Here is a 22895-nt window from a genome sequence, read left to right on the forward strand (position 1 = left end):
CGATATATCTATAGATTCACAAAGTGATATTATATAAAATTGTGTAACTATTTACCATACTTACGATTTAATTGTTCAATGATTCTCACAAAGTCATCTTGTGATTCAAACTCAAATGAGATTTTGCCGACTGATTTTTTTATCGATATATCTACTTTTGCGCCATACTGTTCTCGAAGCTGTCGTTCTTGTTGCTTTATAAATTTAGGCTTAGTTATATCTACTTTGTCTGTTTCCGACTTTGACGAAACATTTTTTAATTCATTAACATGATTTTCTAAATATCTGACACTCCACTTTTCTTTAACAACCCGTTTCGCTAACCTAAGCATTTGTTGTTCATCTTTAATTGCCAATAACGTTCGTCCATGTGCACTTGTCAGTCGCCCATCTTTTACCATGTCAGCAATCTTTTTCGGTAAATGTAATAACCTCAACATATTCGCTATATACGGGCGCGACTTACTCAATCGCTTCGCTACTTCTTGTTGTGTAATTTTCAAATCTGTCATCAAACGTTGATAACTTTCAGCTTCTTCAATCGCATTTAAGTCTTCTCTTTGTAAATTTTCGATGACCGCCAGTTCCATCATATCTTCATCTGTTAAATCTTTGATAATCGCTGATACGTATTTTAGACCAGCAATTTTCGAAGCTCTAAACCTTCTTTCACCAACTACAATGTAATAGCCTTGTACTGTTTTTCTAAGCACAATTGGTTGCAAAATACCATATTGCTTAATTGAATCTGCCAAATCATTTAAATGATTTTCATCGAAAGTTTTTCGGGGCTGATACGGATTCGGTTTGATATCCGATATATCTATTTGCTTAATTTGTTCATCTTTTGTTTTAGTAATACGTTGATCTTCACTTTTTGACAATTCACTCACATCACTTTTTATTTGATAACAACAGTTAAATATATTTTATGTATTCTAAATGAGTCAGACAACCATTAACCACACTTTATTTAAAAAATAATTCATTTTTCAACTTCAAGATACCAATTACAATTTCACAAACAAATTAACTTTTAAATCAAAATTTTCTGAATAATTGTTGACAAATCTTTTTTTACTCTGTAAGCTAATTAATATCTTATAACAGTTTAATGAAACGTAAACACAATAAAGAGGAAAGTAAAACACACCCTGCTTATACAGAGAGTCTTTAGTAGCTGAGAGAAGATTTTGAAAGCGTGTTTGAAAATGGCCTTGGAGTGTTGATGCCAATATGAGGTGTCTACGGGTTCGCCCGTTATAGCGATACAGTATTAACATTGATGTTAAATGGCGTACTGGATTCTTTACGCACGATTTTTTGTTAATAAGTATGGGATATCACATTACTAAATCCTTACTTACTGACTTTAATTGTGATAATTGTTCAGTAAGCATATTTACTTTTAATGCGTACTGAATAAGGTTATTTCAGCGATGGAATAACAAATAAAGGTGGTACCGCGAAACATAAGCTTTCGTCCTTTTTATCCGATTTATTCGGGTACGAAGGACGGAAGCTTTTTTTATTTTTTCTTATAGGAGGGTCTTAATATGAAGGATACACAGTTAGCCCAAATCACATTAACTGATGATTCAACCGGTGCTATAGCGAATCCAATCCATTTATCTACTGCCTACAAGCATCCAAAACTAGGACAATCGACAGGTTTTGATTATACACGTACTAAAAATCCTACACGCTCAACATTTGAAACCTGTTTTGCCAAACTCGAACATGGTATTGCATCATTCGCTACATCAAGTGGAATGTCAGCCATTCAATTAATATGTAATTTATTTAAACCACACGATGAAATTTTAGTTTCATTCGATTTATACGGCGGCACATTTAGATTATTTGAATTTTACGAGCAACAATACGATATCAAATTTAAGTACGTTGATTTTACAGATTATGAACAAGTTGAAAAAGAAATCACTGATAAAACAGTTGCATTATTCATTGAACCAATATCTAACCCACAAATGATTGCTATTGATGTAAAGCCGTACTATCAACTTTGTAAAGCTAAAGGCTTATTGTCAATTATCGACAATACTTTTTTAACACCTTATCTTTCAACACCATTAGCAGAAGGTGCTGATATAGTCTTACATTCAGCTACGAAATATATTGGTGGACATAACGATGTACTAGCAGGTGTCGTAACCGTCAAAGATGAATCACTCGCGCAACAGTTGTTTGATTTTCACAACATGACTGGCGCAACACTATCACCAATAGATAGTTATTTGTTGTTACGTGGACTTAAAACTTTGCATTTACGCATTGAGCGTGCGCAATCAAACGCAAGAAAACTTGCTAAAAAATGTCAGTCACTTCAAGCAATTGACGAAGTACTATATAGCGGACAAACTGGCATGCTTAGTTTAAGACTTAACAAGGCCTATAGCGTCGCTAAATTATTAGAAAATTTAGATATTTGTATTTTTGCAGAAAGTTTAGGAGGCACTGAAACATTAGTGACCTTCCCTTACACACAAACACATGTTGATATGCCAGATGCTGAAAAAGATAAACGTGGCATTGATGAGTATTTAATCCGCTTATCACTAGGCGTTGAAAATTATGAAGACATCGAACGCGATATCATCCAAGCATTAGATAAAGCTCAGATTGGAGAGATTGTATGACACTTTCAAAAGAGACAGAAGTGATATTCGATTGGCGTAGAGGTGTGGAATATCATTCAGCTAACCCACCACTCTATGATTCTTCAACATTCCATCAAACAAGTCTTGGTGGTGATGTTAAATATGATTATGCACGAAGTGGGAACCCTAACCGTGAACTTTTAGAAGAGAAGCTAGCACGATTAGAACAGGGAAAATTCGCTTTTGCTTTTGCATCAGGTATTGCTGCTATTTCAGCAGTACTTTTGACTTTCAAATCTGGTGATCATGTCATCTTACCCGATGATGTATATGGCGGTACTTTTCGCCTCACTGAGCAAATTTTGAATCGTTTTAATATTGAATTTACAACCGTAGATACTACCAAGCTCGAACAAATCGAGGGTGCCATTCAATCAAACACAAAATTAATTTATATCGAAACACCATCGAATCCCTGTTTTAAAATTACTGATATCAAAGCTGTTTCTAAAATAGCCGAAAAGCATGAACTACTGGTAGCTGTGGACAATACATTTATGACACCGTTAGGTCAATCACCTTTATTACTTGGCGCTGATATTGTCATTCATAGTGCTACAAAATTTTTAAGTGGACATAGCGATTTAATTGCTGGTGCTGTCATTACTAATAATGAGGCAATTAGTGAAGCTCTTTATTTAATACAAAATGGTACAGGCAATATGTTATCTGCTCAAGATAGCTGGACGCTTGCTAAACATTTAAAAACATTTCCAATCAGATTTAAACAATCTGTCGAAAACGCTCAAAAAATCGTGTCATTTTTAATAAAGCAAGATGAAATTTCAGAAGTTTATTATCCGGGACTCACTGCTGCTCATTTAGAACAAGCTAAAAATGGCGGTGCCGTTATTGGCTTTCGTTTAGCTGATGAGTCTAAAGCACAACAATTTGTCGATGCACTGACATTACCACTCGTTTCAGTGAGTCTGGGCGGTGTTGAAACGATCCTTTCACATCCAGCAACAATGTCTCACGCTGCACTACCTGAAAAAGTGAGACAAGAACGTGGTATCACTTTCGGTCTATTCCGATTAAGCGTTGGTCTCGAAGATCCTGATGAACTCATTGCAGACATCAAATACGCATTAAAGGAGGCATTCAATGAGTCAATTCCTCACACAATTGAAAGATAATGTTTTAGTAGCTGATGGCGCTATTGGAACCATTTTATACTCTGAAGGTTTAGACACCTGCCCAGAAGCATATAACCTTAGCCATCCAGATAAAGTTGAACGCATCCATCGTTCATATATCGAAGCTGGTGCTGATGTCATTCAAACCAATACTTATGGTGCAAATTTTGAAAAGTTAAAACGATTCGGTCTCGAAGATAAAGTTAAAGCAATACATCAAGCCGCCGTTCGCATCGCAAAAAAAGCAGCAACTAAAGATACGTATATATTAGGCACAGTTGGTGGGTTTAGAGGTATCAAACAAGAGGATATCAGCTTACAAACTATTCTTTATCATACTGAAATTCAAATAGACACCTTAATTGAAGAAGGCGTTGACGCGCTACTTTTCGAAACGTATTACGATCTAGAAGAGCTAACAAATGTCATTTCACGAACGAGAAAGAAATACGACATTCCAATCATTGCTCAATTAACCGCTTCAAACACAAATTACTTAGTTAATGGTCAGGCAATCAATGAAGGATTAAAACAACTCGTTCAATGTGGTGCAAACATCGTGGGACTCAATTGTCATCATGGCCCGCACCATATGCAAGAGTCTTTCACACATATTGAATTACCAGAGCACGCATACTTATCTTGTTATCCAAATGCCAGCTTATTAGATATTGAAAATAGTGAATTTAAGTATAGTGACAATGCACAATATTTCGGTCAAGTTGCTCAAAATCTAATTCGCGAAGGTGTTCGTTTAATTGGTGGTTGCTGTGGTACAACGCCTGAGCACATCAAATTTATTAAAGAATCTATTCAGACACTTAAACCTGTTAATGACAAAAAAGTGATTCCGATACCAACGAAAGCACTTTTCAATCCATCTCAAAATAAAGTTAGACAATCATTAACATCTAAGGTTCAAGAACGTCCAACCGTTATTATCGAATTGGATACACCGAAACATTTAGACACGGATAGATTTTTTGAAAATATCGCTAAACTTGATAAAGCTAATGTAGATGCGGTAACACTCGCAGATAATTCATTGGCAACTGTCAGAATTAGCAACATTGCTGCTGCAAGCTTAATTAAACAATATTACAATATTGAACCACTCGTACATATTACATGTCGAGACCGAAACTTAATCGGCTTGCAGTCCCATTTACTTGGATTATCGCTCATTGGCGTTAACGAAATATTAGCCATAACTGGTGATCCTTCAAAAGTTGGTCACTTACCAGGTGCAACCAATGTCTATGATGTTAATTCTAAAGGATTAACTGAACTCGCTCTAAGATTTAATCAAGGTATTAACACTGACGGTGATGCGCTGAAGAAACGTACACACTTCAACATCGCTGGCGCCTTTAACCCTAATGTTCGTAAATTAGATGGTGCCGTAAAACGACTAGAGAAAAAGATAGAAAGCGGAATGTCTTATTTTATAACACAACCCGTGTACAGCAAAGAGAAAATCATTGAAATTTACCACGCCACTAAGCACTTGAACAAACCATTTTTCATAGGCATTATGCCTATCGCAAGTTACAAAAACGCACTCTTTTTGCATAATGAAGTGCCAGGAATCAAGATGTCAGATGAAATTTTACAACAATTTGAAGCAGTTAAAGATGATAAAGCCAAAACACGAGAACTAAGTCTTAAGCTTTCAAAGGATTTAATCGATACTGTTCATGAATATTTTAATGGTTTATACATTATCACACCGTTTCAAAATGTCGAAGATTCATTAGAACTTGCAGCATACTCAAAATCTATTACTGCTCACAAGGAGGCAATATTATGACAACAATTAAAACATCAAACTTAGGATTCCCAAGATTAGGTAGAAAAAGAGAATGGAAAAAAGCCATCGAAAGTTATTGGGCAAAGAAGATTTCTAAAGAAGAATTAGATCAAACATTAACTGATCTACATAAAGAAAATTTATTATTACAAAAGTACTATCACTTAGATAGCATCCCAGTTGGTGATTTCTCTTTATATGACCACATTTTAGATACGTCATTATTATTCAACATCATCCCAGAACGTTTCCAAGGAAGAACTATCGATGATGACTTATTATTTGATATTGCTCGCGGTAATAAAGACCATGTTGCAAGTGCACTTATAAAATGGTTTAACACTAACTATCATTACATCGTACCTGAATGGGACAATGTTGAGCCTAAAGTGAGTCGCAATGTATTATTAGATCGCTTTAAATACGCGCAATCTTTAAATGTTAATGCTCACCCTGTTATTGTTGGTCCGATTACTTTTGTTAAATTATCAAAAGGCGGTCACCAAACTTTTGAAGAAAAAGTTAAAACGTTATTACCACTTTATAAAGAAGTGTTTGAATCATTAATTGATGCAGGTGCTGAGTACATTCAAGTTGATGAGCCAATCTTAGTTACAGACGACAGTGAAAGCTATGAAAATATTACACGTGAAGCTTATGACTATTTCGAAAAAGCTGGTGTTGCTAAAAAGTTAGTCATTCAAACATACTTCGAACGTGCACATCTTAAATTCTTAAGTTCTTTACCTGTTGGTGGTTTAGGTTTAGACTTTGTCCATGATAATGGCTATAACCTTAAACAAATTGAAGCAGGAGATTTTGATAAATCAAAAACATTATACGCTGGAATTATTGATGGGCGTAATGTATGGGCAAGTGACATTGAAGCTAAAAAAGTCTTAATCGATAAATTGTTAGCACACACGAATGAACTTGTCATTCAACCATCATCTTCATTATTACATGTTCCAGTATCTTTAGATGATGAAACATTAGATACAAGTGTTGGCGAAGGCTTAAGCTTTGCAACTGAAAAATTAGACGAATTAGATGCATTGCGTCGCCTATTTAATCAAAACGATAGTGTTAAATATGATAAATTAAAAGCACGTTATGAGCGTTTCCAAAATCAATCATTCAAAAACTTAGATTATGATTTCGAAAGCGTGCGTACTTCAAGACAATCACCATTCGCGCAACGTATTGAACAACAACAAAAACGTTTGAACTTACCGGATTTACCAACAACAACTATTGGATCATTCCCACAAAGCCGAGAAGTTCGAAAATACCGTGCAGATTGGAAAAACAAACGCATTACAGACGAAGCATATGAAACATTCTTAAAAAATGAAATTGCTCGATGGATTAAAATTCAAGAAGACATCGGCTTAGATGTATTAGTTCACGGTGAATTTGAACGTAATGACATGGTTGAATTCTTCGGAGAAAAATTACAAGGTTTCTTAGTAACTAAATTCGGTTGGGTGCAATCATATGGTTCACGTGCCGTAAAACCACCAATCATTTATGGTGATGTAAAATGGACAGCGCCTTTAACTGTTGATGAAACAGTTTATGCACAAAGCTTAACAGATAAACCAGTTAAAGGTATGTTAACTGGACCTGTAACAATTCTAAACTGGTCATTTGAACGTGTTGATTTACCACGTAAAGTTGTTCAAGATCAAATTGCTTTAGCAATCAACGAAGAAGTATTAGCACTTGAAGCTGCAGGAATCAAAGTTATCCAAGTTGACGAACCTGCATTACGTGAAGGCTTACCATTACGCTCTGAATATCACGAACAATATCTTAAAGATGCTGTTTTATCATTTAAACTTGCAACGTCTTCAGTTCGTGATGAAACTCAAATCCATACACATATGTGTTATTCTCAATTCGGTCAAATCATTCATGCTATTCATGACTTAGATGCTGATGTTATTTCAATTGAAACATCTCGTAGCCATGGTGATTTAATTAAAGACTTTGAAGATATTAATTATGATTTAGGTATTGGTCTAGGTGTATATGATATTCATAGTCCACGTATTCCAACAAAAGAAGAAATTACTACAGCAATCAATCGTTCACTACAACAAATCGACCGCTCATTATTCTGGGTAAACCCTGACTGTGGATTGAAAACGCGAAAAGAAGAAGAAGTTAAAGATGCATTGACTGTACTTGTGAATGCTGTTAAAGCTAAACGTCAAGAATAATCGCAGCATTTATCATATAATAAACTAAAAACGGGTGATTTTATGACACAATATCCTTTATGGCAACAATTAAATACTTTAAAACAAGCAACTTGGGTTGATTTAACGCATACATTTGATCCAGAAATACCACGTTTTAGTGAGTTTGAAAAAGGTGAAGTTTCAACTTTATTCACGGTTAAAGATCATGGTTTCTATGTGCAACGTTGGAATATTGTAACGCAATATGGTACTCACATTGATGCACCAATCCACTTTGTCGAGAACAAACGTTATTTAGAAGACATTGATTTAAAAGAATTGGTATTGCCGTTAATTGTATTAGACTTTTCAACAGAAGTAGCGAACAACAATGATTTCATCGTAACACGTGCGCATATAGAAGCATGGGAAAAAGAGCATGGTACTATTGAACCTGGCACTTTTGTTGCACTTCGTACCGATTGGTCAAAACGTTGGCCTAATATTGAAACGTTTGAAAACAAAGATTCGAACGGACAACAACATGCACCGGGTTGGGGATTAGATGCTTTGAAGTACTTAATTGAAGAACGCCGTGTTGAAGCTGTTGGTCATGAAACATTCGATACCGATGCATCTGTGGACGTTGTAAAAAATGGTGATTTAGTTGGCGAACGTTATATTCTTGGTCAGGATAAATACCAAGTCGAGTTATTAACTAATTTAGATCAATTACCAACTCGTGGCGCCATCATTTACGCTATCAGCCCTAAACCAAAAGATGCACCTGGGTTCCCTGTTAGAGCATTTGCAATTAAACCATCAAATGACTAATATTACCCAATAAATCCATAAACAAATAAAAACAGGTTATGCCAACATGTAATTAATACTGTTGTGATAACCTGTTTTCTTATTATTTATACTTTGATACAACTGCAGCGATAGCTTGACCGCCACCAATACACAATGATGTTAAACCAGTTTCGACTTCATCATTCAGTTGATGCAATAATGTCACTAAAACTCTAGCACCAGATGCACCAATAGGGTGTCCTAATGCAATAGCGCCACCTTTAACATTCACCTTTTCAGGAGGTAATTTTAATTCGCGATCTACAGCTAATGATTGTGCTGCAAATGCTTCATTTAATTCAAATACATCAATATCGCTTAATTCTTTTTCACTACGTTTCAAAGCCTTTTCAACAGCGCCAACTGGTGCAATACCCATAATAGAAGGATCTACACCATGACTTCCAAAGCCATCAAGCACTGCCAATGGTTCGATATTTAATTCTTTAGCTTTGTCTTCTGACATGACTAACATCATCGCAGCACCATCATTGATTCCTGATGCATTACCTGCTGTAACTGTACCGTCTTTTTTGAAAGCTGGTCTTAAGCGACTTAATTTTTCGACTGATACATTTTCACGTACACCTTCATCTTTTGAAACAACGATTGGCTCACCTTTGCGTTGTGGAATTGATACCGGAACAATCTCACTGTCAAATCCACCATTTTGTTGTGCACGTACTGCTTTTTGTTGTGAGTTTACAGCAAATGTATCTTGTTCTTCTCTTGAAATACCATATTGCTCTACTAAATTTTCAGCAGTAATACCCATATGATATTGATTAAATACATCTGTTAAACCATCATATACCATGCTATCAACCATTGATTGATGTCCCATTTTAAAACCAAAGCGACTGTTGTTGACAAGCATTGGTGATTGAGACATATTCTCCATACCGCCAGCTAGCACGATGTCATTTTCACCAGTCACAATAGATTGATATGCTAATTGAATCGACTTTAACCCAGAACCACATACTTTATTCACTGTAAATGCAGGTACTGTTTCTGGCAAGCCACCTTTCATAGCAGCAATTCGTGCTGGATTTTGTCCTTGTCCTGCTTGTAGTACGTTACCGATGATGACTTCATTAATCTCACTTGGATTCAAACCCGTCTCTTTAATAATATGTTCTATTAAAGTCGCACCTAAATCATAGGCTGGCACGTCTTTAAACGCACCTCCAAAAACGCCAATAGGTGTCCTGTATGCTGCTGCTAATACGACTCTCGTCATGTCATATTCATCTCCTTATGATATATACAATTTTATTACTAATACGTCTAATGAACCAATACGCCACTAACATCCAATTTATGAAACCAATTGCTACGTATGTTACATTTTCATTCTTGTTATGCATTTAACAAATCATATTATACAATGATGTAATTTGTTTGGGCAATCGGAAACGTAAACGGTTTCACTTTAACATTTCACACTCTTAAATATGCTCTATCATCCTCATCTATAGTACAAAATTATGCTTTGATTTACCACAAATTATCATTAATCATTTCGCATAATGACTCTAATTAAATGCTATCTATCATTGCATCGCTATTCACAGCTTGTTTCACCATCAATTTCACCATCTACTTTTTCAAACCATGACGTCTCTAGTCAAATATTAAATCGCTGATAACTGTTAATGCCGCAACCAGCTCCCTGTCACCCCTCCTTCCATTTCATCGTCAAATCTGCCCCTATTCACTAGAAAAAATAAATAGTATACTTAGTAAATTAATTACACACCTTAAAGGAGTTAAAATTTTATGGTTAATGCATTAACACCAAAACATTTAGCTGAAAAGCGTGCAGGATTCCATGAGTTGTTCTTTGATTTAATTTTCGTCTATGCCATTCAAAAAATTGCACATGTGATTTTAACAACACAAAATGGTTCCATTTCAGCTGATTTATTTTTCAAATACATCGTCATGAGTTTGTTCTTATGGTTAATGTGGTCTCATCAAACATTTTTTACAAATCGATTTGGTCAAGTTACATTCAAAGACGTCTCGTTTATGATGTTTAATATGTTTATCATGGTCTTCCTATCTAACAGCCTATATCCGGACTTTGAAAAGACATTCTTCCCATTCTTCTTATGCGTGGCAATTATGTATTTAAGTATCGGATTACAGTATTTATTACATATACGTACAGGATTAGATTATGGCGATAAGCGTACATGTCAAGCTTTTGCGACCGTAGCCTTTGTGATTTCATTTTTATCATTTCTATCATTAGTACTACCACAAAGTATCCATTACATCCCTGGATTTTTAGGCGTATTCATTGCAGCGACAGGACTTATTCCATTTCAGAAATATCTTGTATTATCACCTGTTAATATGATGCATTTAGTAGAACGTTTTTCGTTACTAACAATTATTATCTTTGGCGAGGTACTGGTTGGTTTAGCTTCGTCATCATTTAGCATTGATCATTTTAGTTACATTTATATATTCCAATTTATGATTTTAATTAGTCTTTTCGGTGTTTATTGAATCATTACTGAAAATTACATCAATCATAAATTGTCATCTATCGGTTTTCGTTTATCGTATACGCATTTATTAATCAATATCGCTTTAGGTGTGATTAATGCCGCAATTGTTTTTAGTAATAACAATAAACTAAATGACTTGTTTGAAATTAATATGATGTATATCAGTGTTTTAATATTCTATATTGGATTATGGTTAATCACGCCTTATTTCCATAATGAACTGACAAACGCAAAATATATTTCTTCTTCACTAGGCATACTTGTAGTATCATATATCATCAGCCTTATCTTTAAAGGGCATGACCAAGTAATGATTATCTCGGTATCCGTTGTGACTTTCTGCATCATGCTCATCTATTTTAAAAATCAACGTCTACGTCAAAGTGATGAATAGATAACCTTGATCTCGATTAATGTATTGGAACTGCATCCAAAAATATTGTGCTTCACAGTATACTTTTGAGACAATCATCAGTTATGATACATGATCGAGTTTTTATATTTCCAAGGAAATCATTGGCATATACCATCATCAATTGATACACACAAATAAATTTCAGCAACATACTCAATAATATATACACGTTAATCCTCACTATAAAAGGATACAATTCCCACACAACCTAATCTTCTAAAAACAAATGTATGATATAGAGATGTCACCTCAACCTATCATCCCGCATTTCATTCCACAACACCAAAAAGAGCAGATGATAATCGTATTGATTTATCACCTGCTCTAAATATTATTTCAATGACTAGCTTCACACCAAGAATATTGATTATAGTTCTTGTTTGTTAAAAATTTTAATAGACAATATATAAGAAACGCTCGTTATAACTATACCAATGACCGCATATGCTATGACAACTAGCCATCCTTCAGTGCTAATTTTTTCAAATTCTAATGCAGATGCACCACTAACCATACCATATATAAAGAAAAAGACCACGAAAGAAAAAAGTAGTAGTATAGATGCAAATATCATAATGACATTAGAGTTTTCAGCGCCAAATTTAAATGTCAATGGGAAAATGATAGAGTATGCCCCTATGATACCAAAACTCATTAAACCTGACATAATACCAATCATCACACTTTGGGTCACGATCGTAGTCACAACTAATCCAATCATTAAACTTGCACCGAATAAGATTAAATAAAAGGCAAAGTATGACTTAATATAATCACTACGTTTAACCGGTAAAGTAGATACATAATACATCCATCTTGAGTCTTTTTCATGTTTAATATTATCAGTAATAGGTGTGATTAACATAACCCCAGCCATTGCCGAACTCATCAACGGATTAAATACTGCAAAGTATCCCGCAGCTATGATAGCGACTATAAAATAAATATATGTTTGCTTTCTCGTTGCATAAAAACTACTTAGGAACATACCTTTCATTATACTTCACCTCGCATTATGATTTTCGTAGCGTCATCAATGTGTTTTAAAGGTTCTGCATTTTCAATTTCTGCATAATCTTTAACTAAAATTTGATATTTCCCCTTTGACAATCTAGAAGCTATAATTAAATGCTTAGGAATTTCAACATCTTCATCTTCTGTCGTAACAATTCCATATTGTGCTAAAAGTCTATCTTTCTGTTCAGTTAAAATCATTCGTCCATCTTTCATAAACACTAATTTATCCGCTAATTGTTCTATATCTTCAGAAATATGCGATGATATTAAGATGCCTCCACCTTGCGCGACAAAATCTTCTAATAGTTCCATTACTTCTTCTCGTCCAGAAACATCCATACCCGCAGTTGCTTCATCTAAGATCAATAGCTTCACATCATGAGAAAGCGCAATCGTCAAAGCTATCTTCATTCGCATCCCTCTTGAAAAAGTTTTAATTTTAGTTTGTAGTGGCAACTCGAAATATTTGATTAAATCAAAGAATTTTTGACTATTCCAAGTCATATAAATAGATTGAAATACTTTATCAATATCTTTAATAGTCAATTTATTAGGTACTCTCAAATCATCAAACACTACACCTATGTGTTCTTTATATTCGACATCATCCATAGCATGTTCTTCCCCAAAAAATGCAATACTACCGTTATCTTTATGTCGATTGCCTACTAGAATATTAATTAATGTCGATTTACCTGAGCCATTTTTCCCAATTAATCCAACTGTCTCATTAGTAGAAATCGTTAAAGATGCATCTTGTAATTTAAAATCCGAAGACTTGTATTGTTTGTTCACACAATCTAAGTTTAACAATGTTGTCATATCCTTGCTCCTCTTTGTTTAATTTTAATAAAAACGTCTACTCTTCAATAAATAACTAAAGGCGTTATATATGAAAATAGCAATGATAAGTAGCAAACTGAAGCTTTGATTAATTCCAGTAGTAATTGAATAAAGCCCAATTACTACAATGGCTAGTATCAATATTGATAAGTTGCTCGCATATGTTTTAAATAATGCAATTAATTCTATATGGCGTTCACCTTCATCCAATATTTCCAATCGCTTTTCAGTGTAATTCTTATCTGCAATTTTTGGCATTCTGTCATCAAATCTTCTATTAAACAGTGTAAATTGTGTATTGAAAATACCACTAGCAAAAAATGGTATTAAAAAGAATAGTATTCCATTTGCTTCAGCTTGTCCTACCACAAAAATAAGCAACACTAACAAGGCAATAACTGTCTGTAGAATACTTAATATACTTCCATTTAAAACATGACGATTCGCAAGCAATTCATATTGATCTGTTTCTTCGTTATCTACCTCTTCATCTACAAGTCGCTTATACTTCAATGCACGTCTTTGATTCATCAAAACAATGATTTCTATTAATATGATGATCATAGTCGCAACAATCGATATTACAACGACATTGTTTCGCGTTGCGAACGTCAAATTCTCAATACCCAATCCATCAAAGTTACCTAAAATTCCACCTATTATACCACCTACAAGTCCACCTAGTAAAAGATATCCGATATATCTTAGTACTTTCATGCCTCATCCTCCTCAATAATAAAAATAGTTTCCACCTTTTCATTGAAGATACGAGCAATCTTTATTGCAGTTAATACCGATGGCATAAAGTTGTTTCGCTCAATTAGCGAAATGGTTTGTCTTGAAACACCCGCTTGTTTAGCAAGCTGCGTTTGGTTTAAGCCATCTCGTGCTCGTAATTCTTTCAATCGATTACGCACATCGCATCAACTCCTTAATTACACTGTAAATGATATACGTCTTTTTGACAACTATATTTGTCAAAACTACACAAAAAAATATAAATGTCCACCTATGTATGACATTTTGAAACAAACACCTCAACGCCTACAAGTCATAATTGTTTACTTTCGTTACACCTTCCTGCATAATTAACAGCATTCTAATTTTAGTATGATGCACACATTTTCACTAAATCAAACCATTCAAAGGAGACTATTATGGCATTTACATTATCTGCAATCCAACAAGCACATCAACAATTTACTGGTGTTGATTTTCCAAAACTATTCAAAGCATTTAAGGATATGGGTATGACGTACAATATTGTTAACATTCAAGATGGCACAGCAACATACGTACATCAATCAGAAGATGATATCGTTACTTCATCTGTGAAAAGTACGATTCCTGTCGCTCCAAGTTCAAATCAATCTATCGTTCAAGATGTATTAACTAGACATCAACAAGGACAAACAGATTTCGAAACATTTTGTGATGAAATGGCTGAAGCTGGTATTTATAAATGGCATATCGATATTCAAGCTGGTACTTGTACTTATATCGACTTGAAAGAACAAGCTATCATTTCAGAATTAATACCTCAGTAAAATGTGTTTATAGCAATATTTTAATTATTATATAAAATATTGTTGATAATCATTATCGTTCGGTATAAAGTAAATACTATATACTACTTATGAGTGAGGTTGATTATCATGATAAATAACACTTTTATTTTAGGCATCACAGGCCCAACAAGTCTTGTCGTCATTAGCATTATCGCTTTAATTATTTTTGGTCCGAAAAAATTACCACAATTTGGTCGTGCTATCGGTTCTACTTTAAAAGAATTTAAATCTGCAACAGAAGATTTAGATAAAGAGTCTCACGATACACCCAGTAAGGAATCGAAGCAACAGCGAGAGCAATAGTACTGATGATACATTAATGGTTCACTTTAGCGAACTACGCCAACGGTTAGTAAAAATTTTATTGTCGTTCGGCATTACGGTCATCGTCGTATATGTTTCATCATTTTGGTGGATGACACCATTCATAACGTATATTACCCGTGCACATGTGTCCTTACATGCATTTTCATTCACAGAAATGATCCAAATATACGTGATGATTATATTTTTCATCGCGTTTTGTTTCATTTCACCAGTCATGTTTTATCAATTGTGGGCATTCATTGCGCCTGGATTACATAATAATGAACGTCAATTTATTTATAAATATAGTTTTTTCAGCGTGTTATTATTCTGTGCGGGCGTCGCTTTTGCATTTTATGTTGGCTTTCCAATGATCATTCAATTCGCGTTAAAATTATCATTAACTTTAAACATTTCGCCTGTCATTGGCTTTAAAGCATATTTGATTGAACTCATACGTTGGTTATTCACATTTGGCACTCTATTTCAATTACCAATATTATTTATGGGTCTTGCAAAATTCGGTCTTATAGATACATATTCTTTGAAACATTATCGTAAATATATTTATTTTGCTTGCTTTGTGCTGGCGAGTATCATTGCACCACCAGACATAACATTAAATATATTACTCACATTGCCACTCATATTGCTCTTTGAGTTCAGTATGTTCATCGTTAAATTCACATACCGCGGTGAACCACCAACGCAATGACCTTATACGAATCAATACTGCAATACTTACAATGCAACAACATCACAATAGCCAATAAAAGAACAATGTAGTACCTCAGATTATATCAATACTGCAGCTAACTAACATTGCGTTAATCAGAATACAGCATCGGATTAAACCGTGATATCTGCATCTCAACAATGCCACGAGAACCAACAATGCAGTGATATCCACATCTCAACAATGCAGTGATATCTGCAATGCTATGATAATCCGCAATGCAGCAACAAAAAACAGGCACTCGGCCTGTTTTTTTATTTTTTAAATTTAAAGATTAAGATAGCAACTACCATAATATAGGCAGCTTGTGCTATCAATGGTTCATAACTTGGATAGAATCCTAACCAGTTAATCGTTGGGAATCCTTCAATAACATGTCTTGGCATCGCACCTAATAATTGTAACTTTTGAATACTTACGCCAAGCATTTTGAATCCCATAATAAAAATAAAGATCGACAATACTCTAAATATGTAGAATATAGGTATCAATCTGACGATAAATCTAAATAATAGCGCAAAGACAATTAATATCACGATGGCCAAGGCAATACCTATGACAAAATCTTTGGTCGCTAATTCGCCTATCATTCCCATATAGAAAATGATAACCTCAACACCTTCACGTAACACAGATATTAAACCAATCGTCGCTAACAATACCAAATTACCATTACTAATCGCATTGGCATACATATTTTTAATCATATCATTCCAGCGTTTCGCATTCGAACGTTTATGCATCCAAACACCAACGATAAACATTAATATGACCGCAACGATACCTAATCCCGCTTCCATACTCTCACGAAGCATGCCGCTATTCCCTAGTGTTTCTACGAATGTAATTGCTAAAACGATACTCAATACAAGTCCGGCAATTGCACCACCAATCACACTTGCAGTACCCTTCTTATCTTTGACATTACGCGTCATAGTAGTCAATGTCATTACAATTAATAACACTTCTAGTCCTTCACGTAAAAAGATAATCATCACATCGACGAAGCTATAACTATGGCCAACAACCTCTTTAATTTGGTTATTTAATTCTACTAAGCCATCTTTCACATGTGCTTTATTATGTTCGTCTAATACACTTTGATAATATGGTATTTTATCTTCAATTTTCGTATACAAAGCACCGTCTTTAGTTTGAATTTGCCCTTCAACATACGGCCAAATTTCCATAAAATGTGTAAGCGCAGCATCAGCATCCGACAATTGATTGTTGTCGATAGCTTTAATCGCCTTCTCTAACTCATCATTTAATTGTGATACATGGTATTGATCATTTGCAGACGTATCACTTTTTTTATCGACATGATCAATATTTGATTTAAAAGTTGTCCAAGCATGTGACACTTTTGCCGTATCTAATGGTGACTTATGAATTGCAATTCTAAGTTGTAATAATGCGACTTCAATTTGTCCATATTGATTTGCGTCATAATTGCGAATCACTGTTTCATTACTAGTCCAAATCTGATTCAAACTATTGTTCAAAGATTCTAATTCCGCTTTATTTTTGTCTTTAATCGCTTTTGTCATCGCAGCATCTTTGGCATCGACTTGCTGTTGTAATAGTTTAATTTTAGAACCCGCATCTTTACTAGCCAATTTCTCTTCATAAGCAATTAATGACTTTGTTAATTGCGAAAGTGTATCTTTTTGATCATCATTCGCTTTTGCATCTTCAAGCTTTCTTACATTTGATTTGACAGCATTACCTTCGCTATTATCTTCAAGCGATAATTTCTTAACTGCACTTACCACTTGCTCAATTGCTTTCTGCTTATTGTCATTCGATATCGAATTATTAGAAAGTGCAGATTTCGCATCCGTTATCACACTATATACATCACTAATACTTTGTTGTTCTGCTGCCTGACTTTTCAATAACCCAAAGTTACACACCATAGCAGCAGTAATTAGCATTGCTATAATTTTAGTCAAATAATGTTTCACCAAGGTATCCTCCCTTACTAACACCTGGTAATACTAAAAATGAAGCAGAACCTCTATGTGTAATGTATTCATTTAACTTATCATTACTACCTAAATTGTTTTGAATATCGATAAATTGTTGGGTCGCTTTTTGAAAAGCAATGAACAACAAGCCTGTTTCGAAGTTACCTGTGCGGTCATCCGTACCATCAACATAATTAAAGGCTCTACGTAAAATTGACGTATTTGCTTCTTTCGCTAGTCTCGTATGGGCATCTTTATCAATAATATACTCGCCATGACTATCTTTCGCTTTTAAGTCAATTTCATCAAACTCTTTCCCACCTGTTAACGGTGCACCACTATGTCGCTTGCGACCAAATGTAGCCTCTTGTTCTTCCAGTGCAGTACGATCCCACGTTTCAATGTGTATTTGAATACGTCTGACAACACAATAAGTTCCATGTTTCGCCCATCCGTCATCAATAAACACATAATCTTTAAGTTGATTACTCTTTCTAGGATTAATTGTTCCATCTTTAAATGCCATTAAATTTCTAGGTGTTTCCTTACCTTTAGCAGAGATAAAACCAGATTGCGACCAACGTACCTTAACAATATCTCGAAATGGACGAACTAAATTATGAACCGCATGAAAGGATACTTGCGAATCATTTGAGCATGCTTGAATCATAATATCACCATCGCTGTAATCGTCTATTAACTGATCATTCGGAAAATGCGGTAAATCTTTAAAGGCATCGGGAATTTTACTAGATAACCCAATTTTCTTCATCAAAGACTTACTAATTCCAAAGGTAATCGTTAACTTGCTTGCACCTAATCCTATCGATTCACCGGTATCTACTGGTGGCATTAAAGGATTGTTACTCGTCTTGCCAACTGTATCACCATCCATCATACGATCAGCCATAACCGTCCACTTTTTAAACATTGCCTTAATTGCATCTCTATCTTTTGACTTCAAATCTAACGCAACGAAATTGCATGTTTTTTGCGTTGGTGTGGTAATGCCTGGTTGCACTTTACCATAAAATTCATACGCATCTTTTTCCGGATCTTCTGGTGTATTGAACATTGATTTGAAAGACCACATGCTACCAACACCACTTGCGCCAATTGCAACACCGGCACCGCCAATACCTAACATTTTCAAAAATGTACGTCTTGAAAATTGCGTACTATCGTTAACTTGTTCATAATTTGTCATTCAGTAATCACAGCCATTTTGCTTAGTGGCTCTCCTAATGCATTAACAGCATCCGCAAATGCTTTACGGTCTTTCTTCGATACTTTTTCAAATGACTCATAACCGCCGTTGTTATCTTTATACTTATCCAATAATTGATTCACTTTATCGAAGTTCATTTGAATATCATCACTTAATTTTTTATCTTTTTTCTCTAAAATAGGTTTAAATAAGTCATAAATTTTTTGTGCGCCTTCAACGTTCGCTTTAAAATCATATAAATCTGTATGTGAATAAATTTCTTCTTCACCTGTGATTTTAGAAGTTGCAACTTCATTTAATAGGTCAACAGAACCTTGTAACATTAATTTTGGTGTGATATCTAATGTATCAGCTTTGGCGTGCAATTCTTTTGCATCTTTCAATAATTGTTGTGCATCTTTTTTAGTCACATCATCAATTTTCTTATCTTCGTATAATGCTTTTTCAATCTTATGATATCCTGACCATTCTTTTTCCTTTTTCTCTTCTTTCATATCTGCAAGACGTGCATCAATTTTAGGATCTAAATCTCCAAATGCTTCTGCAACTGGTTCAGAGCGTTCATAATACATACGAACTTTTGGATATAACGCTTTTGCTTGGGCCATATCATTATTTTCAATCGCTTTAACAAATTTTTCTGTACCCTTTAAAAATTCATTTAACTGTTCATCAGTATATTTATCATATGCTTTTGTTGCTTGTTTTAATTCTGCTTTAACACCATCATCTTTTTTCGATGTCTTTGAATCATCCTTCTTACTATCGTCGTTCCCACATGCAGCAATTAATAATGTTGATGCTAATAATAGCGTTGTTAACTTTTTCATTTTGACACCTCATTATAGAAATTCTATTATCCCCATAGACATGCCCTCTTTCGTACTATCTCACACTCCCTAAATGCCAAGATAATACGTGGCTCTTAAAATGATGATTTTAAGGCATCCTCCCATGAACATTATCTAGTTGATAATAATTATCAAAATCATTATATTGTTATAAAATAATACTGTCAACAACCTTTTTAGTTTAAAAATAAATAAAAGAGTAACACTTATATGTAAGTCATTACTCTTTTGTAGTCTGATTTATCATCCTTCATTATATTCTGATTTTAATAAACTATAGATGTAACTCGATGAATAAATACCATTTAGTAATTCATTGTCACGTAACATACCTTCTCTAGTAAATCCCAGTCTTTCAGGAATAGCTTGGCTTTTTTCATTATTAACTGCGGCACTGATCTCAATTCGATTTAAGTCAATCTCATCGAAGCAATACTTTATCAATGCCTCAACTGCTTGTGTCATAATCCCATGACCCTCATATTGTTTATCTAAATAATACCCTAATGAAGTTTTTCTGTGCATGTGATTAATTTCATGTAAACCGATGACACCAACTAGCGTTCCCTCATACCAAATGCCATACTGAAATCCATTACTATCAGCAAATTGCAAAAGTCCTCTTTTAATAAACGCATGCGTATCTGATGGCTGCTCAGTTGCATCTACCCAAGGTAACCATTCCCTAAGTGAATCTCTTGAACGATTGACTAAATTGAAAAGTGCCTCTGTGTCATGGGCTTCTAAAATTTTTAATCTTATTTGTTCATTCACTTTCATTCCAAACATACCATCACACCCTCATTTATTTTTCATATAATTTTGTAAATTATCATAATAATAACATATTAATATTACGCATTGTATCTTAAATTTGTTGTCCTTCCCCAACTTGCATTGTTTGTAGAATTTCTTTTCGAAATTCTCTTTGTTGGGGCCCCGCCAACTTGCATTGCCTGTAGAATTCCTTTTCGAAATTCTCTTTGTTGGGGCCCCACCAATAAGCGTTGTAGTGCCTATTACTTTGGTTGATGTCCTTGACACCTATCACACAACTTAATTTAAATACCATTTTACTATTCATTCCAAATTTATATTTAAAAATACGACAAAACAGTGCTAAAATGCTATTAAAGGAGGCACTGCTCATGGCATCATTGAAAAATAAGCATTTTATGATTGGACTATCATTAACATTTATAGTCGCATTATTTAGCTTTTTAGCAGCTAAATTGCCAATCTTAGATAAGGTTGGCGCATTAACTATCGCGATATTAATCGCTATTCTATATCGTCACTTTAGAGGATATCCTGAACAATATAGCTCAGGTATTACGTTTTCATCTAAATATTTATTAAGATTTGCAATCATCCTATATGGACTTAAACTCAATATATTCGATATTATCGGTCAAGGTAGTAGACTATTAGCCATCGATGTAGGTGTCGTTATTTTCAGTATTGTAATGATGCTCTTTGTCAACAAACTGTTGCATGGTGACAAAAACATCGCATTATTACTAGGTGTAGGTACAGGCGTTTGTGGTGCTGCCGCTATTGCTGCAGTAGCTCCCATATTCAAATCACGTGAAAAGGATACAGCTATTAGTATCGGTATCATCGCATTGATTGGTACGATATTTTCACTTATATATACAGCTATCTACGCTATCTTTTCAATGACGACAAATGTTTATGGCGCTTGGTCCGGCGTTAGTCTTCATGAAATTGCACACGTTGTCTTAGCTGGTGGCTTTGGTGGTAGTGATGCACTTAAAATCGCACTTCTTGGTAAACTTGGTAGAGTATTCTTACTGATTCCATTAACCATCGTACTTATTTTAATTATGCGTTTCCGTTCATCAGAATCATCTAGCAAGGGTCGAATAAGCATTCCATACTTTTTAATTGGATTTGTCATTATGGCCTTAGTGAATACATATGTAACTATTCCGTCAGCATTGCTAAATATTTTAAATACCGTATCAACAATTTGCTTATTAATGGCCATGGTTGCTTTAGGGTTAAATGTTGCTTTTAAAGATCTTAAAAATCGCGCACTTAAACCGCTTATGACAATCATTATTACCTCAATATGCTTGTCATCACTTGCCTTTATCGTCGTTCATTGGCTATATAGTTAATATGAAAAGACGCTCAAACACTTACAAATATAGTGTGCCGAGCGTCTTATTTTTATACTTTAAAAGTCGTATTGGTTGTTTTCTTCTTCAAGCACTTGTTGTTGTACTTTAGCAGTTCGCATTGTGGATTGTGCCAACGCTTTTAACCGAAATACAACATCATCGTTGACAATTTGTTGATTTGAAAAGTCTTTCTCTTCAATAAATACATACGTTTGCATTGTGTGTGCTTTCATGTAACTCAATATTGGTTTTAAATGCATTTCAGGAATTAAATAATGTTTACTCGAACCTGCTGTCGCTACAAGTCCTATTACCTTATCGCGAAACGCATTGACCGGAAGTAAATCAAATACATTTTTCAAAGCACCAGGGATGGAAGCTTGAAAAATTGGAAAACCAATAAAAATCACATCAGCCTGCATTAACGACGTCGTTAATTTATATACATCTCCTGTAGTATCTAGATAATTCTTTCCAACGCTAAATTCTAATTCAAGTTCTCGTAAATCCATCAACTCTATTTGGTGTCCCTCATTGATGACTTCTAGTTCATTTTTTAAATCATCCATAGCGATTCTCGTTTTAGAACCTACTGTGGAACCTGACAATAATACAATATTCATG

Annotated in this window: 20 protein-coding genes, 1 pseudogene and 1 other annotated feature; of the genes and pseudogenes, 10 read left to right on the forward strand and 11 right to left on the reverse strand. The window is 34.5% G+C overall.

The annotated features are described in order from the left end of the window. Positions 1-47: 47 nt before the first annotated feature. The gene (locus tag IDG45_RS02380; RefSeq protein WP_001621659.1) at positions 48-893 is read right to left on the reverse strand and encodes a ParB/RepB/Spo0J family partition protein; all 846 of its coding nucleotides are present in this window, start codon (positions 891-893) and stop codon (positions 48-50) included. A 228-nt stretch (positions 894-1121) separates the two neighbouring features. Further along, positions 1122-1491, forward strand: a binding site (T-box leader). Between the two features lie 65 nt (positions 1492-1556). On the opposite strand from IDG45_RS02380, the gene IDG45_RS02385 reads away from it, so the two are divergent. Genes IDG45_RS02385 through IDG45_RS02405 form a run of 5 tightly spaced genes read left to right on the forward strand, consistent with a single transcriptional unit; the run spans position 1557 to position 8647 of the window. Beyond that, positions 1557-2660: a PLP-dependent transferase gene (locus tag IDG45_RS02385; RefSeq protein WP_000655692.1), complete on the forward strand. Its 1104-nt coding sequence runs from the start codon at positions 1557-1559 to the stop codon at positions 2658-2660. Further along, a complete protein-coding gene (gene metC, locus IDG45_RS02390; protein ID WP_000175850.1) occupies positions 2657-3817 on the forward strand; it encodes a cystathionine beta-lyase MetC in 1161 nt (386 codons plus the stop codon). The genes IDG45_RS02385 and metC overlap by 4 nt, the downstream gene beginning before the upstream one ends. Beyond that, complete coding sequence (locus IDG45_RS02395) at positions 3786-5627, forward strand: bifunctional homocysteine S-methyltransferase/methylenetetrahydrofolate reductase (protein WP_000077330.1); 1842 nt, start codon at positions 3786-3788, stop codon at positions 5625-5627. Before metC ends, IDG45_RS02395 begins: the two co-directional genes overlap by 32 nt. Next, the gene (metE, locus tag IDG45_RS02400) at positions 5624-7852 is read left to right on the forward strand and encodes a 5-methyltetrahydropteroyltriglutamate--homocysteine S-methyltransferase (protein WP_000207619.1); all 2229 of its coding nucleotides are present in this window, start codon (positions 5624-5626) and stop codon (positions 7850-7852) included. Before IDG45_RS02395 ends, metE begins: the two co-directional genes overlap by 4 nt. A gap of 42 nt (positions 7853-7894) precedes the next feature. Continuing rightward, a complete protein-coding gene (locus IDG45_RS02405) occupies positions 7895-8647 on the forward strand; it encodes a cyclase family protein (protein WP_000195910.1) in 753 nt (250 codons plus the stop codon). A gap of 82 nt (positions 8648-8729) precedes the next feature. Here the strand turns inward: IDG45_RS02405 and IDG45_RS02410 are convergent, their stop codons facing one another. Then, positions 8730-9911, reverse strand: coding sequence for an acetyl-CoA C-acetyltransferase (locus IDG45_RS02410; protein WP_000199086.1), 1182 nt, complete (start codon positions 9909-9911; stop codon positions 8730-8732). A 539-nt stretch (positions 9912-10450) separates the two neighbouring features. Here IDG45_RS02410 and IDG45_RS02415 point away from each other — a divergent pair. Beyond that, positions 10451-11584 (forward strand): annotated as a pseudogene (locus tag IDG45_RS02415) (low temperature requirement protein A). Between the two features lie 388 nt (positions 11585-11972). On the opposite strand, the gene IDG45_RS02420 reads toward IDG45_RS02415, so the two are convergent. Genes IDG45_RS02420 through IDG45_RS02435 form a run of 4 tightly spaced genes read right to left on the reverse strand, consistent with a single transcriptional unit; the run spans position 11973 to position 14382 of the window. Next, positions 11973-12602, reverse strand: a complete 630-nt coding sequence (locus tag IDG45_RS02420) for an ABC-2 transporter permease (RefSeq protein WP_000677720.1) — start codon at positions 12600-12602, stop codon at positions 11973-11975. Further along, entirely contained in the window at positions 12602-13444 is an 843-nt protein-coding gene (locus IDG45_RS02425; protein ID WP_000209477.1) for an ABC transporter ATP-binding protein, read from the reverse strand. Before IDG45_RS02425 ends, IDG45_RS02420 begins: the two co-directional genes overlap by 1 nt. A 24-nt stretch (positions 13445-13468) precedes the next feature. Further along, entirely contained in the window at positions 13469-14182 is a 714-nt protein-coding gene (locus tag IDG45_RS02430) for a DUF3169 family protein (protein ID WP_000866532.1), read from the reverse strand. Beyond that, positions 14179-14382, reverse strand: a complete 204-nt coding sequence (locus tag IDG45_RS02435; RefSeq protein ID WP_001246010.1) for a helix-turn-helix transcriptional regulator — start codon at positions 14380-14382, stop codon at positions 14179-14181. The genes IDG45_RS02430 and IDG45_RS02435 overlap by 4 nt, the downstream gene beginning before the upstream one ends. Before the next feature lie 240 nt (positions 14383-14622). Here IDG45_RS02435 and IDG45_RS02440 point away from each other — a divergent pair, with 240 nt between their 5' ends. The 3 genes from IDG45_RS02440 to tatC all read left to right on the forward strand — a co-directional run bounded on the left by IDG45_RS02440 (position 14623) and on the right by tatC (position 16054). Then, a complete protein-coding gene (locus IDG45_RS02440) occupies positions 14623-15012 on the forward strand; it encodes a DUF1398 domain-containing protein (RefSeq protein ID WP_000886007.1) in 390 nt (129 codons plus the stop codon). Between the two features lie 99 nt (positions 15013-15111). Beyond that, positions 15112-15336 (forward strand): twin-arginine translocase TatA/TatE family subunit, encoded by a 225-nt coding sequence (locus IDG45_RS02445; RefSeq protein WP_078098665.1) that lies wholly within the window; start codon positions 15112-15114, stop codon positions 15334-15336. Between the two features lie 16 nt (positions 15337-15352). After that, positions 15353-16054, forward strand: coding sequence for a twin-arginine translocase subunit TatC (gene tatC, locus IDG45_RS02450; RefSeq protein ID WP_001807254.1), 702 nt, complete (start codon positions 15353-15355; stop codon positions 16052-16054). A 275-nt stretch (positions 16055-16329) separates the two neighbouring features. On the opposite strand, the gene IDG45_RS02455 is transcribed toward tatC, so the two are convergent. The 4 genes from IDG45_RS02455 to IDG45_RS02470 all read right to left on the reverse strand — a co-directional run bounded on the left by IDG45_RS02455 (position 16330) and on the right by IDG45_RS02470 (position 20913). Then, complete coding sequence (locus IDG45_RS02455) at positions 16330-18042, reverse strand: FTR1 family iron permease (protein WP_181424271.1); 1713 nt, start codon at positions 18040-18042, stop codon at positions 16330-16332. Then, positions 18023-19252, reverse strand: a complete 1230-nt coding sequence (efeB, locus tag IDG45_RS02460) for an iron uptake transporter deferrochelatase/peroxidase subunit (RefSeq protein ID WP_000186226.1) — start codon at positions 19250-19252, stop codon at positions 18023-18025. The genes IDG45_RS02455 and efeB overlap by 20 nt, the downstream gene beginning before the upstream one ends. Further along, positions 19249-20103, reverse strand: a complete 855-nt coding sequence (gene efeO, locus IDG45_RS02465; protein ID WP_000737196.1) for an iron uptake system protein EfeO — start codon at positions 20101-20103, stop codon at positions 19249-19251. Before efeO ends, efeB begins: the two co-directional genes overlap by 4 nt. 264 nt (positions 20104-20367) lie before the next feature. Beyond that, positions 20368-20913 (reverse strand): GNAT family N-acetyltransferase, encoded by a 546-nt coding sequence (locus IDG45_RS02470; protein WP_206171541.1) that lies wholly within the window; start codon positions 20911-20913, stop codon positions 20368-20370. Positions 20914-21272: 359 nt separating this feature from the next. On the opposite strand from IDG45_RS02470, the gene IDG45_RS02475 reads away from it, so the two are divergent. After that, on the forward strand, positions 21273-22268 hold the full coding sequence (locus IDG45_RS02475; protein ID WP_000157635.1) for a YeiH family protein: 996 nt from the start codon (positions 21273-21275) through the stop codon (positions 22266-22268). 59 nt (positions 22269-22327) lie between these two features. Here IDG45_RS02475 and IDG45_RS02480 read toward each other — a convergent pair whose 3' ends face one another. Next, on the reverse strand, positions 22328-22894 hold the full coding sequence (locus tag IDG45_RS02480) for an NADPH-dependent FMN reductase (protein ID WP_001028432.1): 567 nt from the start codon (positions 22892-22894) through the stop codon (positions 22328-22330). Position 22895 lies beyond the last annotated feature (1 nt).

Source organism: Staphylococcus sp. EG-SA-10, from assembly GCF_017151945.1.
In the GTDB taxonomy this organism is placed as follows: domain Bacteria; phylum Bacillota; class Bacilli; order Staphylococcales; family Staphylococcaceae; genus Staphylococcus; species Staphylococcus aureus.

What these genes read in the sequence shown, in the direction of transcription:
- metE (WP_000207619.1), top strand. Translation starts at nt 5,624, where the DNA reads ATGACAACAATTAAAACATCAAACTTAGGATTCCCAAGATTAGGTAGA.
- IDG45_RS02410 (WP_000199086.1), bottom strand. Translation starts at nt 9,911, where the DNA reads ATGACGAGAGTCGTATTAGCAGCAGCATACAGGACACCTATTGGCGTT.
- IDG45_RS02470 (WP_206171541.1), bottom strand. Translation starts at nt 20,913, where the DNA reads ATGTTTGGAATGAAAGTGAATGAACAAATAAGATTAAAAATTTTAGAA.
- IDG45_RS02405 (WP_000195910.1), top strand. Translation starts at nt 7,895, where the DNA reads ATGACACAATATCCTTTATGGCAACAATTAAATACTTTAAAACAAGCA.
- IDG45_RS02395 (WP_000077330.1), top strand. Translation starts at nt 3,786, where the DNA reads ATGAGTCAATTCCTCACACAATTGAAAGATAATGTTTTAGTAGCTGAT.
- efeB (WP_000186226.1), bottom strand. Translation starts at nt 19,252, where the DNA reads ATGACAAATTATGAACAAGTTAACGATAGTACGCAATTTTCAAGACGT.
- IDG45_RS02385 (WP_000655692.1), top strand. Translation starts at nt 1,557, where the DNA reads ATGAAGGATACACAGTTAGCCCAAATCACATTAACTGATGATTCAACC.
- tatC (WP_001807254.1), top strand. Translation starts at nt 15,353, where the DNA reads ATGGTTCACTTTAGCGAACTACGCCAACGGTTAGTAAAAATTTTATTG.
- IDG45_RS02475 (WP_000157635.1), top strand. Translation starts at nt 21,273, where the DNA reads ATGGCATCATTGAAAAATAAGCATTTTATGATTGGACTATCATTAACA.
- IDG45_RS02440 (WP_000886007.1), top strand. Translation starts at nt 14,623, where the DNA reads ATGGCATTTACATTATCTGCAATCCAACAAGCACATCAACAATTTACT.
- IDG45_RS02425 (WP_000209477.1), bottom strand. Translation starts at nt 13,444, where the DNA reads ATGACAACATTGTTAAACTTAGATTGTGTGAACAAACAATACAAGTCT.
- IDG45_RS02480 (WP_001028432.1), bottom strand. Translation starts at nt 22,894, where the DNA reads ATGAATATTGTATTATTGTCAGGTTCCACAGTAGGTTCTAAAACGAGA.
- IDG45_RS02430 (WP_000866532.1), bottom strand. Translation starts at nt 14,182, where the DNA reads ATGAAAGTACTAAGATATATCGGATATCTTTTACTAGGTGGACTTGTA.
- efeO (WP_000737196.1), bottom strand. Translation starts at nt 20,103, where the DNA reads ATGAAAAAGTTAACAACGCTATTATTAGCATCAACATTATTAATTGCT.
- metC (WP_000175850.1), top strand. Translation starts at nt 2,657, where the DNA reads ATGACACTTTCAAAAGAGACAGAAGTGATATTCGATTGGCGTAGAGGT.
- IDG45_RS02420 (WP_000677720.1), bottom strand. Translation starts at nt 12,602, where the DNA reads ATGAAAGGTATGTTCCTAAGTAGTTTTTATGCAACGAGAAAGCAAACA.